The organism is Chitinophaga sp. 180180018-3 (genome assembly GCF_037893185.1).
Taxonomy (GTDB): Bacteria; Bacteroidota; Bacteroidia; order Chitinophagales; family Chitinophagaceae; genus Chitinophaga.
Map to the genome: position 1 here is coordinate 597,094 of NZ_CP140772.1, position 15,536 is coordinate 612,629.

General features: G+C 45.9%; 11 protein-coding genes and 1 tRNA gene. 7 read left to right on the forward strand and 5 right to left on the reverse strand.

Annotation, left to right across the window (positions count from 1 at the left end):
• Positions 1 to 205: 205 nt before the first annotated feature.
• The 3 genes from UNH61_RS02395 to UNH61_RS02405 all read left to right on the forward strand — a co-directional run bounded on the left by UNH61_RS02395 (position 206) and on the right by UNH61_RS02405 (position 3,977).
• Positions 206 to 2,080: an alpha-1,3-galactosidase B gene (locus tag UNH61_RS02395; RefSeq protein WP_326990512.1), complete on the forward strand. Its 1,875-nt coding sequence runs from the start codon at positions 206 to 208 to the stop codon at positions 2,078 to 2,080.
• A 103-nt stretch (positions 2,081 to 2,183) separates the two neighbouring features.
• Positions 2,184 to 3,023 carry an SDR family NAD(P)-dependent oxidoreductase gene (locus UNH61_RS02400; protein WP_326990513.1) on the forward strand — a complete coding sequence of 280 codons (840 nt, stop codon included), beginning with the start codon at positions 2,184 to 2,186 and terminating at the stop codon, positions 3,021 to 3,023.
• 39 nt (positions 3,024 to 3,062) lie between these two features.
• Positions 3,063 to 3,977: a helix-turn-helix transcriptional regulator gene (locus UNH61_RS02405; RefSeq protein ID WP_326990514.1), complete on the forward strand. Its 915-nt coding sequence runs from the start codon at positions 3,063 to 3,065 to the stop codon at positions 3,975 to 3,977.
• 25 nt (positions 3,978 to 4,002) lie between these two features.
• Here the strand turns inward: UNH61_RS02405 and UNH61_RS02410 are convergent, their stop codons facing one another.
• Positions 4,003 to 6,732 (reverse strand): bifunctional YncE family protein/alkaline phosphatase family protein, encoded by a 2,730-nt coding sequence (locus UNH61_RS02410; RefSeq protein ID WP_326990515.1) that lies wholly within the window; start codon positions 6,730 to 6,732, stop codon positions 4,003 to 4,005.
• A 403-nt stretch (positions 6,733 to 7,135) separates the two neighbouring features.
• Between UNH61_RS02410 and UNH61_RS02415 the strand changes: the two genes are divergently transcribed.
• Entirely contained in the window at positions 7,136 to 7,330 is a 195-nt protein-coding gene (locus UNH61_RS02415; protein ID WP_326990516.1) for a hypothetical protein, read from the forward strand.
• A gap of 581 nt (positions 7,331 to 7,911) precedes the next feature.
• Here UNH61_RS02415 and UNH61_RS02420 read toward each other — a convergent pair.
• Positions 7,912 to 8,676 (reverse strand): hypothetical protein, encoded by a 765-nt coding sequence (locus tag UNH61_RS02420; protein ID WP_326990517.1) that lies wholly within the window; start codon positions 8,674 to 8,676, stop codon positions 7,912 to 7,914.
• Between the two features lie 299 nt (positions 8,677 to 8,975).
• Positions 8,976 to 9,049, reverse strand: a tRNA-Asp gene (locus tag UNH61_RS02425).
• 148 nt (positions 9,050 to 9,197) lie between these two features.
• On the opposite strand from UNH61_RS02425, the gene UNH61_RS02430 reads away from it, so the two are divergent.
• Both UNH61_RS02430 and dapA read left to right on the forward strand, forming a co-directional pair.
• On the forward strand, positions 9,198 to 10,151 hold the full coding sequence (locus UNH61_RS02430; protein WP_326990518.1) for an acetyl-CoA carboxylase carboxyltransferase subunit alpha: 954 nt from the start codon (positions 9,198 to 9,200) through the stop codon (positions 10,149 to 10,151).
• Positions 10,152 to 10,229: 78 nt separating this feature from the next.
• Positions 10,230 to 11,105, forward strand: a complete 876-nt coding sequence (dapA, locus tag UNH61_RS02435) for a 4-hydroxy-tetrahydrodipicolinate synthase (protein WP_326990519.1) — start codon at positions 10,230 to 10,232, stop codon at positions 11,103 to 11,105.
• 99 nt (positions 11,106 to 11,204) lie between these two features.
• Here dapA and UNH61_RS02440 read toward each other — a convergent pair whose 3' ends face one another.
• Positions 11,205 to 12,113: a ribonuclease Z gene (locus tag UNH61_RS02440; protein ID WP_326990520.1), complete on the reverse strand. Its 909-nt coding sequence runs from the start codon at positions 12,111 to 12,113 to the stop codon at positions 11,205 to 11,207.
• A gap of 67 nt (positions 12,114 to 12,180) precedes the next feature.
• Entirely contained in the window at positions 12,181 to 12,555 is a 375-nt protein-coding gene (locus UNH61_RS02445; protein WP_326990521.1) for an STAS domain-containing protein, read from the reverse strand.
• A gap of 300 nt (positions 12,556 to 12,855) precedes the next feature.
• Here UNH61_RS02445 and UNH61_RS02450 point away from each other — a divergent pair, with 300 nt between their 5' ends.
• Positions 12,856 to 15,390, forward strand: a complete 2,535-nt coding sequence (locus UNH61_RS02450; RefSeq protein WP_326990522.1) for an ATP-dependent Clp protease ATP-binding subunit — start codon at positions 12,856 to 12,858, stop codon at positions 15,388 to 15,390.
• Positions 15,391 to 15,536: the final 146 nt, after the last annotated feature.

Genomic DNA, 15,536 nt, shown 5'->3' on the forward strand with positions numbered 1-15,536 from the left:
AGCGCAGAGTAGGGCTGGCATTTGAAGGTATCTACTATTCTGATATACGCCGTTGGGGAAACGGCGCTGTTATACGAACTATAGCAGGTCAGCAGGTGGAAGCAGGAAGTTTTGTAGATGCACTTTATCTTTGGCTAATTCCGCAAGGAGAGATGGACCTTAATCCTAAACTGACACTAAATCCAGGTTATTGAAAGTAATATTCATGTCTATAAACAAATATCCCGGCAGCTTGCTCCTGCTGACAGTAATATTGTGTTGCTGGCAGCATCTTACCGCTCAACGTAATACGGCTGTTAAGCAGCCGTATTACGATACTGTATATGTAACCGTCTATGGTGCAACCCCCGATAGCCGCAACGATGCTGTACCTGCGGTGCAGGCGGCACTGGAGGTTTGCAGAAAAAAGCGTAATCCACTGCTTTTCTTCCCGGCAGGCCGCTACGATTTCTGGCCAACGAAAGCCCGGCAGAAAGCATATTATGAGTCTAATACCACCGTCGACAATCCAAGATACAACGCCATCCTGATAGATAATTTCCGGCAACTCACGGTTAGTGGCAACGGCTCTTCTTTTATTTATCATGGCCGTATTCAGCCTTTCACCATCGACCATAGCAGTAATGTCACCATCCGGGATCTTGCTGTCAACTGGGATTTTCCGCTGACAGCGCAAGCCACCGTACTGGACACCGCTGCCGATCATATTGATGTAAGCATCGATACGGCGCAGTATCCTTACCGGCTGAACAATCAGCAACTTGTTTTTGCTGCTGAGGGATGGAGTGGCAAAATAACCGGCGTTATGGAATACGACGCCAAAACTCACCTCATTGCCTACAGAACGGGCGATCAGCCGGCATTGGGAAATAACTGGTCTTCATACAGCGCAGAGATCCGCGGTAATGGAGTGGTTCGTTTGCATCACAGGTTTCTGCGCAAACCAGCGCCAGGTAATGTGCTTGTGCTACGGCACAATGCAAGGGATCACGCCATGATATTTGTAACAGATAGTAAGCATATACAGTTTCAGCATATCAATGGATATCATTGCGCCGGACTGGGCATCCTGTCGCAATACGCTTCAGACCTTACGTTCAGTCATGTGAATATCGTTCCGGATAGCACAAAGGGACGTTATTTCAGCGGCCACGACGATGGGCTGCATTTTTCCAATTGTAGTGGCAATATAGTGGTCGACAGTTGCCGCTTCGCCGGTTTGATGGACGACCCTATTAATGTTCATGGTACCTACGTAAAGATCATCCGGAAGCTCGGCAGCAATCGCCTCCTGTGCCGCTTTATGGAGTCTATGAGCATTGGGATGGAGTGGGCAAGAACAAACGAGAAAGTGGCATTCATTAATCATCATTCTCTTCAAACTATTGGTAACAGCAAGGTAACTGCCTTTAAGGTGAATAGCCCCACCGACTTTGAACTGACGCTTTCTGATACCATTCCGGTACGGGTGGCAGAAAGCGATGGGCTCGAAAATACCACCTGGACGCCCAATGTCACTGTCCGTAATTCATCTTTTGAAAGCTGCCGCGCAAGAGGGTTGCTCGTGAGTACACCAGGTAAAGTGATCGTAACCGGCAACAACTTTTCATCAAGCGGTTCCGCGATACTCATTGCCGGAGATGTGAATTCATGGTATGAATCCGGTGCCGTCAGAGATGTACTGATAAAAAACAACAGGTTCCTGGCGCCATGTAATACCTCGGATTATCAGTTTACCGAAGCAGTGATCAGCATCTACCCCGAAATACCGATTATGAATGCCGCTACGCCACCGTATCATAAGAATATACGGATCGTAGATAATGTTTTTCAGGCCTTCGATTATCCTGTATTATTTGCCCGATCGGTAAACGGGCTGAAATTTGAAAATAATAAACTGCTCAGGAGCTACGACTTCCAACCATATCATGAAAATAAAGTAACCTTTTCACTTTCCGGCTGTAAGAATGTGAGCATTCAGCATAATTCGGTTGATCCGAAGCTGCTGGGAAAGAATATCCGGCTTAAGTTCATGGATAGGGCTGCTTTGCAATATCAACAGGAATTGGTTGTTGAATAACTAAATTCACGATTTAACTACATCATTTCATTATCTGACTACACCGGCCAATTTGTGCTACACCATCTTTGTACCATCATTTTTAAAAAGAAAATTTAAAAAAATGGAAAATTCAAAAGTATGGTTAGTCACAGGTGCTTCAAAAGGACTGGGGCTGGCATTAGTGAAAAAACTATTGAAAGAAGGATTTCGTGTTGCTGCAACTACACGCAATGTTCAATCACTTATTAAAGAAACAGGGGAGCCCACGGAATTTTTTTTACCACTTGAGGTGAATTTAGATGATGATAACGACGTAAAAAACGCAGTCAAAAAAAGCATCGGCCATTTTGGACAACTGGATATCGTTGTGAATAATGCTGGCTACGGACAGCTCGGAACCCTGGAAGAGCTTACAGACGAGGAAGCCAGAGCTAATTTTGATGTCAACGTTTTTGGCGCTCTTAACGTTATCAGAAATGTAATGCCCTACTTGAGAGCGCAAAAAAGCGGGCATATCTTTAACATTTCTTCAGTAGGTGGTTATTTTGGCAGCTTTGCTGGATGGGGGATTTATTGTGCCACCAAATTTGCAATGGCAGGCTTTACAGAAGCGCTGGTGGAGGAAATCAGGGAGTTTGGCGTAAAGGCAACCGTTGTATATCCTGGCTATTTCCGTACCGACTTTCTGACACAAGGTTCTTTGAAGAGACCAAAGCAGGCCATTCAGGCCTACAAGGCAGCAAGGCAATCTGAACAGACTCATGTCAATGACATTAACGGTAACCAGGCTAATGATCCGGCTAAGGCGGCGGATGTGCTGATTGCTGTAAGCAGGGTAGATAATCCGCCCGTACACCTGCTGTTAGGCAACGATGCGTATAACGGTCTCAGGAGCAAAATCGATATCATTACCGGGGATGCAGAACAATGGAAAGCGCTTACTTTATCCACTGCTATATAGATCATTTTTGCAAGATAAATAGGTAGTAAATTTGTGTTTATGGGAAAGACATTTCGCTTTAATTCAATAGCTGAATTTCATACTTTCTGTAATCTGCCCAGGCCTGAACATCCGCTGATCAGCCTGGTAGATTATAGCAAGGTTTCCTATCCAATAGATGGAAGTGACCTGAAATGGATACAGAATTTTTATTCTGTCGGATTAAAGCGGAATGTTAATGCCAAATTCAACTACGGCCAGCAGGAATATGATTTTGACTCGGGGGTGCTTACCTTTATATCTCCCCTTCAGTTTCTTAAAGTGGAGGTTAACCAGAATGTAGAGATAGAGCCAACTGGCTGGCTCTTACTGATCCACCCTGATTTTTTTTGGAACACTTCATTGGCAAAGAAAATAAAGACATACGATTTCTTTCAGTATGCCGTCAACGAAGCACTTTTTCTTTCAGATAAAGAAGAAGGAATTATTGTCGACATCCTGCAACGCATACAGCAGGAATACCAGTCTAACATCGATAAATTCAGCCAGGAACTTATTGTCGCACACATGGAGTTGTTGCTGATCTACTCCGAGCGGTTTTACGAACGACAATTTATCACCCGGAGAAAATCAAATCACGGATTAATAGTCCGCTTCGAGCAGATCCTTTCTCAATATTTCGATAATAAGAAGCTGCCGGAAAATGGAGTACCAACCGTTACTATGATTGCTGAACAAATGAACATTTCCCCCAATTATTTAGGGACGCTGCTTCGTATACACACCAAACAGAACACGCAACAGCATATTCAAAATAAGCTGATCGATTACGCCAAAGAACGTTTAAGTACAACAAATTTGTCAGTAAGTGAAATTGCTTACGAGCTTGGCTTTGAACATCCGCAGTCATTCAGCAAGCTTTTTAAAACTAAAACCAGGCAGTCGCCGTTGGAATTCAGACAGGCGTTTAATTGAGGCTATACTGGTAAGCGATAAAACATCAATCATCATCATCGTCAACCTGTTTCCCTGCCAGGTGCGCCGGGTACTGCTGCTCGCCTTTGGCGGCAAACCAAAGTATGCGGTTCAGTACATCGTCATTGCCACCATCAATACGGTCATATTCCTTGCGCATTGATTGCTTTGCATATTCTAAGGCTTTGCCTTTTAAGGCAGTCAGAGAAGCATTCATTTCATCCAGGGGAATCAGGTTGGTTCTTGCCATGAAAGGAGTAGGGGACGGCATATTTTCAAAACACTCAAACATAGGACGGGCGGTTGCATCCAGCAGGTTCATAGGCGGAATGCCTAGTATCTGTTCAATAGAGCGCACCATGTTGGTTTGATTATAATTCACAGAAACGGTTTTGCCTGTGCGGTTATACGGGCTGATCACAAAACCAGTGGTGCGGTAAGCGGATACATGGTCCCACCCGGCCTGAGAATCATCTTCCGTTACAAATATAACCGTGCTTTCCCAAAAGCGGCTTTTGCTCAGCGCTTCAACAATACGGCCCAGCGCCAGGTCATTATCGGCCACCATTGCACGGGGCGTAGGCATACCAGGGCGGGTACCGGCAGTATGGTCGGTAGACAAAGCCATTACCATTAATTCAGGCAACGAATCTCCCGGCAAAGCTTCATATTCCTTTAGCTCTTTTATAAAGGCATCGGCGCGATACTGGTCCGTAATTTTCAGTTCATCTGAAGCAGGGTAGTTCTGAGAGAGCCACGGTTGTACTCTCGATATAGTGGTGACGTTTTTAAACTCCAGTGGCTCCCCATTTTTATACTTTGTATAGATATCTGTCCAGCTTAGTTTTTCATCCATTTCGGGCAGGGCAGCTTCACCGTATATACGAACTTTTTTCCCGTGATCTGCGGCATTGTTCCATATAAATCCTTTCTGGTTGTACACCATGGCATCAGTTTGTACATGAGGATAACTACGGAACCAGGCGCGCACATTTTTTTCAATGTAGTCTGTTACCATGGCAGCATCTGTCCATTGATGCCCTTCGGCAGAGCATTTACCCGAAGCATGGTAATTGTCCAACAGCACATAATCGTGGGCAAACTTATGTTGATTGGGAGTGATGCTGTCGCCATAGAGGCAAAGTTCTTTAGCGCCATTTCCTTTAGGTAAATCGCCCAATACCTGGTCGTAAGTCCGGTTTTCCTTGATAACATATAGTACATGCTTAAACACGGAAGGCTCGCCAATACGTTCGGGCATTGGCCGGGCAGGTTGTTTTGGGCGCGGACTTTGCCTGCTCAACTCAGTACGAAACAAAAGCATCAGCTTTTTTACATCGGCAGTATATTTTTTTAGCTGCTGTCGGTTGGGGGCAGTGATAAAAGAGAGCGTCGCTTTTTCGTAATGAGAATTGTAGGCAGCGCCGGGATAAGCGCCCGCTTCGTTACGTTTGGTTTCTTTACTGCTAATGCGGGAACCTTCGCCTTCCAGGTTGCTGACGATAAGCTGGTTACCAATAACACGCACACCACCCGGATAAGCTTCTGTAGGAATATAGCCTTTTACAAAAGACGCACGGCTGCCATTGGCAGAAGCGTCGGCACCCAGTTCGATTACCGCCAGTGCGTTGTCCATACCATTGGCTACATACAGGGTTTTACCATCGGCAGATATATCCAGCGCATTGGGCGAATCGCCGATAAAGCCACTGTTTTTATCATCTATCTTCACAGATATGGTAGCGGTTACCGATAAGGTAGCGGTGTTGATCACCGTAATATCATCTGAATTACCGTTGGCAATGTATACAAACCTTCCGTCGGCACTGCGCGCGAGGTCGTTAGGATGCAAGCCTGTCGGTATTTCCTTCACTAAAGAACCGTTCATATCAAATACTGATACCGACCCTTCGGAAGCGGAGCCGGTAGCGGGATCAATAAACATTCTTCCATAGGGTACGCCTGCCGTTTCTCCGGATGCTGCGTTATCAGGCATTCTGCCGCCCCAGTTGGTCACAAATAGCTGTTGGTTTACAATAGCAATACCGTAAGGTGCTACCCCTGTAGGCGCGCTCCAGATGCGTTGTTTGTTGGTAAGATTGATTTTTTCCAGTGTATTGTTACCATTCAGCACCACATAGAGGTAAGGAGTACCATTTTCAATATGCACCGCCACTTCGTTAGGCAATGCCAGTGGAGCCGGGGCTATTGGCGGCAGGTCGATGGTGTCGGTAATATGTAGGTCGGTACCGTTCCATATGGCTTCAAACACCGCCGATTTGGACTGCCCGCTTTGCGCAGCACCCCAGAAAATATGCGTGTCGCTACCGCTTTGCCATACTTCAATGCCGGAATAGGTGCTCATAAACCCTTTATAGGCCGAACCTGCAAACGTACAGGCAGCCAGTTGTTTCTTTTTCTGGTAATCAACAATAGAAATACCGTAGCGGTCTTCAACGGCTATCAATCCGGTACCCGGGATCTGTTTCAGGTCGAGGCTGTGGTTTTCCAGGTTGGGATCTCCATAGCGCAGTATCGATCCTGCCGGGTGAATGATGCGGTTGTAAGGCATTAATACCGGTAGCTCATTTTTGGCCAGCGTACTATTGTCGTAAGCCGCCCCATAAGGATTTGCCGCTTTCTTTGCACCCGCTGCAACCTGTGCCTGCAACGCCTGCGTGTACATAGCTGCAATGCCGATCAATAAAACAGATAAACGAACACCTGGTGATTTTCCTGGACAGAATGAACACATACAATCTATAATTAAGCCGTTTGTTAAATGGATATCAGTAAGATAAAAATAAACAAACGCCATTTTCCCGGGGATAATATTTTATTTTCATTAATTCGTAGTAAAGAATTTCGCTTATTTGCCAACGATTATGGAAGACAAAAGCAACCCGCTCACTGAGCGGGTTGCTCCAAATTCTGCGGACCGGACGGGACCGCTGTATATCTTCTGAAATCCTTGTAAAATCAGTACTTTCTGGAAGTGAGCAAGGTTGTTAACCTTATTGCTAACCTTGGATAGGTTTAACCATTGTTGTCAAGAACTGTGATGCTCAAAAATTTATCCATGTATGTTTTAGGTAAATGCCACAGAATGTAATACTTTACCCTGGGAAATTTCATTGTTAATTTCAAAAAACATACTTATGAAGATGTTAAACATGTATGAATGTACACCACTTAATGAACAGGAATTGCTTACAGTAAATGGCGGCAGCGGGCGTTCTGCCGTTTACTTCGATGTAACAATAGTAGGTAAGGCAGCTGGACGGATTTTAGTCGAACTTTATAATGATACAATAGTTCCTAAAATTGGGGCCGAAGTTAACGTTAATGTCTAATAGCATTTCTTATTACAGTGATCACTATTGGTAAAAGTTAGCCCTTTCCTTTTTACAAGAGAAAGGGCTGTTTAGTATTTGGGATGCTACAGCGAGCTTTTCCCTTTGCTCCGAAGTCGCAAAGGGTATTGAAACGGAATTTACGATTCTGGCCAGTCTTTTGTTGCATCTTCTGCTATATCCAAAAGCTTCATTAAGACAGGAAACATCCCAGATAATATCATCCATGTTTAACAGTTCTGTTCTCCTGGTATGGATGAAGAACAATTACTTACATCCATACAAGCCAGTGCGGCAGCATGAAGGAGTGATAGGAGAAAGCGGGAGGATTAATGGGAGAATGATGCAGGTAAGGTGGAGTTGATCTGAAGATGGATGGATGATAGTTTTACCTGGGGTATAATAGCACATGGCAAAAATGCAGTAAGGTATCGGGTATTTTTCTAAGCAACAATCAGGCATATACCTGTAAAAAAGGCCGGTATTCATACATCCGGACATAGGTATCCATGAACCAATTTCCTGGAAATAATATAAGAGCAGCTGATAACAATCTCCGGTCAGGAAAAAGCTATACCTGTTCATTCCCGTTGTAAGGCTAATGAAGAGTAGCCAATAACAGAACCCTTAAGTAGCAGTACGTCCTGGTACAATGGCCATCGTTTCAATAGTGGCTTGCTGTGTTTTTTACGGGCTTGTGGGGCTGGAGATGCAGCTGTAGTTACAGCGATCACCTCTGCAGTCATGTATTTGCTGTTGTCCATAACCAGGCTCCCCTTGAAAGCGCGTACCTGTAATACGACGATCCCTGTTCCTTTTCCCGGAACGGTCATGTTCAGTTCCATGCCTTCGAACGGTTTACTGAGATCAATCCTCTTTGTGATGGAGACTGCGCCTGTAATCCGCCGGTGGGCAAAATGAGCCCGCACAGCGATGGCTTTTATCTCAAAATGGGTGAATCCGGACAATCGTGATAATTCCTGTGCAGGAATCAGCAGTATGCCATCGGGTGTGAATATGGGGGAGTGAGAGAAGAATTTTTCCAGGCCGGTGTGCCGGTTGAACCGGTATCCTTTTATGCCCTGTACACCGGATTGTATCAGCACTTTGTTCAGCCGGTTTACGAAAGCGTCGTCGCAACGAAGATCCAGGTGGGGGGCGAATGCTTTGCGTATGAGGCGGCCTTTACGGCTGGCAATACCAAAATTGCGGGCAGCCTGCCGGGTGGCCGTTGTTTGTTTTACGCGGGCAGGCATACTACGCAGGAAGTGAACTCCATTGCGTTCGTAGCCAATTACGTTATCCAGTTTGCCGGTAAAGAGGAATGGGCCTGTTTGTGTTGCCATGTTACTTACGTTTTTCTTAAAGTTATGCCAACCGGGGGGATCAGCTCCCGAGACTTCTTTAGCAATTATCAAATGTGTCTGGCCTGGGTGTTAGCGTATATTCAACGGGAAGTACCCCGGAAGAGGGAATTGTTCAGTACTGATTACACGGGTGTAAGAAGATTTCGAAAAGTTGGATGGCAAACTATTGCAGGTTACCTGCCCCAGGATTTCAACTTGATCCGATCTTTTTAGGAAAGATAGCATATCAAAAACAAAAAGCCTCCAGATTCCACATCTGAAGGCTTTTTAAATTTCTGCGGACCGGACGGGACTCGAACCCGCGACCTCCGCCGTGACAGGGCGGCATTCTAACCAACTGAACTACCGATCCGTTTCCTAAAAACCTGTTACCCAACTATTTGGGTCTTCCGTTTTGGGATTGCAAAGATAGCAACAAACTTCCCAATTAAGCAAATCTTTTTTAAAAAATATTTTCAGCGTTATCTTTACACCTGTTCTTTAACCAATTTAATCAATTTATGCAATTCCTGGATTTCGAGAAACCTATCGCTGACTTATATGAACAGCTCGAGAAACTGAAGGAAAATGGCCAGAAATCAGGCGTAGATGTATCTGCTACTGTGAGTGAATACGAACAGAAAATAGCCGCTACCCGCCAGCAGATCTATGACCACCTCACCGCTTTTCAGCGCGTTCAGCTGAGCCGTCATCCTGATAGGCCCTATACTTTGGCGTATATCGAAAAAATGTGCACCAACTTTATGGAACTGCATGGCGACCGGAATGTAAAAGACGATAAGGCGATGGTCGGTGGCTTTGCTGACCTGGATGGAGAAACTGTCATGTTCATCGGTCAACAGAAAGGCGTAAACACCAAAATGCGCCAGCTGAGAAACTTCGGTATGGCCAACCCGGAAGGCTACCGTAAAGCCCTCCGCCTCATGAAACTCGCCGAAAGATTCAATAAACCTATCGTTACGCTCATAGATACACCCGGCGCTTATCCCGGCCTCGAAGCTGAAGAAAGAGGCCAGGCAGAAGCTATCGCCCGGAATCTCTTTGAAATGGTGAAACTCCGCGTCCCCGTTATCTGCATCGTGATCGGTGAAGGTGCCTCCGGTGGCGCACTGGGCATCGGTATCGGCGACAGGGTATTTATGCTGGAAAACAGCTGGTACACCGTTATCTCTCCTGAAAATTGCTCTACAATCCTCTGGCGTAGCTGGAATTTCAAGGAAAAAGCTGCAGAAGAACTGAAACTGACTTCTGATTATATGAGTCAATTTGGCCTGGTAGACGGTATCGTACGTGAACCCCTCGGTGGCGCTCACGTAAATCCCGATGAAATGGCTGTCATCCTCAAGACCCGCATAAAGGAAACACTGGCGGAACTGAAGAAAATCGATCCGGATACCCGCATCGAACAACGCATCGACAAGTTCTCCCGTATGGGTTTCTTTGAAGAGAAATAAAAAATATTTAGAGATCACAATAAAAATTTAGAATTTCGGCCTTCGGAATTCTAAATTTTTATTCCCGTAAACACAATCATGGAACAACTAAAAGGCACCGGGGTGGCATTGGTAACACCCTTTAAAGCAGATGAAAGCATCGATTGGAATGCTTTGGAAAAATTGATCAACCACGTGATCGATGGTGGTGTAAACTATGTAGTGTCTCTTGGCACCACTGGTGAAACACCTACTCTTTCTGCAGAAGAAAAGCTGGATTTGATGAAATTCACTTTCGAAAAGGTGTCGAAGCGGGTGCCCGTAGTTGTTGGCATTGGTGATTATAACACCAGAGATGTTGTAAAAAGATTGGAAAAATGCCCGCTGGATGAGGCTGCCGCCGTACTCAGCGTAGCCCCTTATTATAGCAAGCCTACCCAGGAAGGCATCATTCAGCATTATAAAACCATTGCTGCAGCCTCTCCCAAGCCCATTATCCTGTATAATGTGCCTGGCCGTACCGGCCGTAACATGACTGCTGAAACCACGCTCCGCCTGGCTCATGAAGTCGAAAACATCATTGCCATGAAGGAAGCTTCCGGCGATATGTTGCAATGCATGCAGATTATCCGCGATAAACCTGAGGATTTCCTCGTGCTCAGCGGCGACGATGCACTGGCGCTGGCTCAGCTGGCCTGTGGTATGGATGGTGTGATCTCTGTAGCTGCAAACTATTTCGCTACCGATTTTTCCAGCATGGTGCATGCTGCCCTTATCAACGATTATCCGGCTGCTCGCATACTCAACAATAAAATGCTCCAGGGATTCGACCTGATGTTCGCAGAGAACAATCCTGCTGGAATCAAGGCTTTCCTGCATCATGCCGGCCTTGTTGAAAATACTTTCCGCCTCCCCGTCCTCCCTGTCAGCGATGGCCTCTACAAAAAGATCGGGGAGTACTTAAAAAGCTACTAGCCTTTAGCGCTTAGTCTTTAGTGATCGAAACGAATAGACAGATAACATGCCTGTTTTATCCGCTTCAATCACTAAAGGCTAACCGCTAAAAACTAAAGACTACACCAGGTAGCTTACCCCTTCTTCCGCAATCTCGGTTGCTTCAAAAATTGGGTGTGTCTCGTCCAGAAATGGCTGTAAATCAGTGTATTTAGAAGAGAAGTGACCTATCAGCAGTTTTTTAACTCCGGCAGCAGATGCCAAAGTAGCGGCCTGTACCGATGTGCTATGATACCTTTCCGCAGCTCTTTCCTGTAAATCATGCAGGTAGGTGGTTTCATGATACATCATATCCGCTCCTTTCAGCCAGGGTAGCAGATTTTCATCATATATCGTATCAGCACAATACACGTAGCGTTTACCAGGATGCGGTGGCAGCGTAACCCAGTCGTTTTTCACTATGGTGCCGTCTTTTCGCTCATAATCAGCCCCGTCCTGCAACTTCGGGAAGTATGCAGCCGGAATTTCATAGGCACGGGCCTGTTCCGGTATCAGCCGGCGCTTCCGCTTCTGCATCTCAATCGAAAACCCGAAACAGGAGATCCGGTGCTGTGTAGGGAAACAGCTTACCCGTAACTCCTTGTCTTCCAGTATAATACCACTATACCCAGGCTGAAGTGGCACAAATGACAACTCAAATTTCAAAGCCGTGCCCGAACAATCAAGCTGCAACTGTATGATAGCCTCCAGCTCCGGTGGCGCATACACGCTGAGCGGATCGGTTCGCCCCATCAGACTCAGTGTGTTCAATAACCCTATCAGCCCGAAATAATGATCGCCATGCAGGTGGCTGATAAAAATGTACCTCAATTTACTACGCCTGATCCGGTACCGGGCTATCTGTATCTGCGTTCCTTCGCCGCAGTCTACCAGCAGCAACTGGTCGTTGCAGGTAACTATCTGGGCAGTGGGGTGCCTGTCCAGGGTGGGGATGGCCGAGTTGTTACCTAATATCGTTACAGCAAACATCAAATTATAACTTTATTCTTTGCATTTGGTACCGCCGGCAGTCCGCAGGCCGGCATGGTGCCTTTCCCTATTCCAGTCCATCCAGCAACTCCCGCTCCAGCTCCTCCATCATCACCAGGTCTATCGCCTCCGCCATAGTAGGGGCCAGATTTAGCTGATCGTCGCCGGCAGCCTTCAGCGCTGCTGTTAAAGTGTTGTTAACTCCTGTGATCGCACAGGAAAATTTATTGTCATACATACACCGGTAAACTGTTAAAATGGCTTCCACTCCCTTCTCATCAATTTCCTGCACCAATGCCATGTCCAGTATGAGATTGCGCCCGGACAAACCAGGCAGGGTGGTCACTGTGGAAATGAAATCTTCTGACAAATTAGCATCCAACCTGGAGATATCCGGACAAAAAACAACTATTTTCTCTTTGGTATCAATTTTGAATTTCATGCGTTGGACGTTGTTTTATACATTTAGTAAAAATAAATTTTGATAAGGGGAACCCGCCTATAAAATATAACCGCAAGAGATCGAAACAAAAACCTCCTTTTCTTCGTAAATATTTTTAAACGAACGTACCCGCACCAACGCAAAAATAAATCTTAATATTATTAAAGTGTAAGTTGTTTAAGCGTAAAAAAAGAATAACTTCATTTCAGAACAAAGCGTAATAATCGTAAGTCAGAATTATTCGTTATTATTGTATAAGCAAGCCCCCGTAAGGGTTTTTGATAATTTAATAATCTCACAATGGACCAGAATTTTTCACCGCAAGTTAAGGAGATCATTTCGTTCAGCAGAGAGGAAGCTTTACGACTGGGAAATGACTTCATCGGTACAGAACACCTGCTGCTGGGTATCATCCGGGAAGGCGAGGGTACGGCAGTAAAGATTCTGCAGGCTTTGAACGTAGATCTGTACGAATTACGCAAGGAAGTAGAACTGGCTGTAAAAGATAAGACAGGAAAGAATATTGCGAACATTAATAGCCTCCCGCTTACCAGACAAGCCGAGAAAGTAATACGGGTAACCGTGTTGGAAGCTAAAGCACTCAAAAGTGCCACAGTGGAAACCGAACACCTCATGCTTTCCATACTCAAGAATAAAGAAAACGTTTGTACACAAATCTTACAACAATTTGACGTGGACTACGATACTTTTAAAAACGAACTGGGCTTTGTAAAATCTGCGGACCCTAAATCTGAATTCGACGATCCGGGCGAAGAAGAATTCGAAGACGAAAGAAAGAGTTACGCATCCAAAGCCAAACAGACCAACACTAAATCCAAAACGCCCGTGCTGGATAATTTTGGTAGAGACATCACCAAGTTGGCCGAAAGCGGCAGCCTCGATCCCATCGTGGGCCGTGAGCAGGAAATTGAAAGGGTTTCCCAGATACTTTCCCGCCGCAAAAAGAATAATCCGATCCTCATCGGTGAACCCGGTGTGGGTAAAACCGCCATCGTGGAAGGCCTCGCCCTCCGCATTGTGCAACGGAAAGTTTCCCGCGTATTGTTCGACAAACGCGTGGTAAGCCTCGACCTCGCTGCGCTCGTGGCAGGTACCAAATACCGTGGCCAGTTTGAAGAAAGAATGAAAGCCATCATGAATGAACTCGAGAAAAACAGGGATGTTATCCTGTTTATCGATGAAATTCACACTATCGTTGGCGCCGGCGGCGCTTCCGGATCCCTGGATGCTTCCAATATCTTCAAACCTGCCCTCGCCAGAGGTGAACTCCAATGCATCGGCGCTTCCACTCTCGATGAATACCGCATGTATATCGAGAAAGATGGAGCACTCGACCGCCGTTTCCAGAAAGTAATGGTGGAACCACCTACTGTCGACGAAACCATTCAGATCCTGAATAACATCAAGCCTCGTTATGAAGAATACCATAACGTTAGCTATACCGACGCTGCCATTGATGCCTGCGTGAAACTGAGCGACCGCTACATGACCGACCGTCTCCTGCCCGATAAGGCAATCGATGTACTCGATGAAGTAGGCGCCCGCGTTCACCTCAAAAACATCAATGTTCCTCAGAATATCCTCGACCTGGAAAAACAGATCGAAGATATCAAACAGGAAAAAAATAAGGTAGTGAAAAGCCAACGCTTCGAAGAAGCCGCTGCGCTGCGCGATACTGAAAAGAAACTGGGTGAAGACCTGGAGCGCGCCAAAGCAATGTGGGAAGAAGAAGTGAAGCATAAACGCTACCCGATCGATGAAGAAGCTATCGCTGAAGTGGTGAGCATGATGACCGGTATCCCTGTGAAAAGGATGGTACAGGCCGAAACTGAAAAACTCCGTCGCATGGGTGAAGACCTCAAAGGCGCCGTGGTTGGACAGGACGATGCTATCAGCAAAGTCACCAAAGCCATCCAGCGTAACCGCGTAGGTCTGAAAGATCCAAAGAAACCAATTGGTAGCTTCATCTTCCTCGGTCCTACCGGGGTGGGTAAAACTGAGCTCGCCAAAGCACTGGCCCGCTATATGTTCGACTCCGATGAAGCACTGATCCGTATCGATATGAGCGAATACATGGAGAAATTCTCTGTAAGCCGCCTTATCGGTGCTCCTCCGGGATATGTCGGTTATGAAGAAGGTGGTCAGCTGACCGAAAAGGTTCGCCGCAAACCTTACTCCGTAATCCTCCTCGATGAAATCGAGAAAGCGCATCCGGATATTTATAACCTCCTGTTGCAGGTACTGGACGATGGTATCCTCACCGATGGTCTCGGCCGTAAGGTGGATTTCAAAAATACCCTCATCATCATGACCTCCAATATCGGAGCCCGTCAGCTGAAAGACTTCGGTGCCGGCGTAGGTTTCTCTACCAATGCAAGGACAAGTAACGAAGAAGAAAACACAAAATCAGTGATCGAAAAAGCGCTCAAACGCACTTTCTCTCCTGAGTTCCTCAACAGGATCGATGATGTGATCATCTTCAACTCCCTGGCAAAAGAACATATCTACACCATCATCGATATCACGATGAAGAGTGTACTGAAACGCCTGAATACACTGGGCTTCAGCCTCGAATTGACAGAAGAAGCCAAAGGCTTCCTGGCCGATAAAGGCTATGACCAGCAGTTCGGCGCCCGGCCCCTGCACAGGGCCATCCAGAAATACCTGGAAGATCCCCTGGCAGAAGAAATACTCAATATGAATATTCATGATGGAGACATCCTGGTGGCTGATCTCGATAAAGAAAACCAAAAACTGGTTTTCACATTGAAAAACAACTCCTCTAAGAGTAAGTCCGAGAAATCAGAAGCGTAATCATACGCAGGAACATACTACACAAACCGGCCGGTATCATACCGGCCGGTTTTTTTGTGCCATCACATAAAGATGTTAACCAACTATGGGGAGGCCCGGTTTAGTTACATACTCTCTCTTAATAAAATAGAAAAAATGGTTAATGT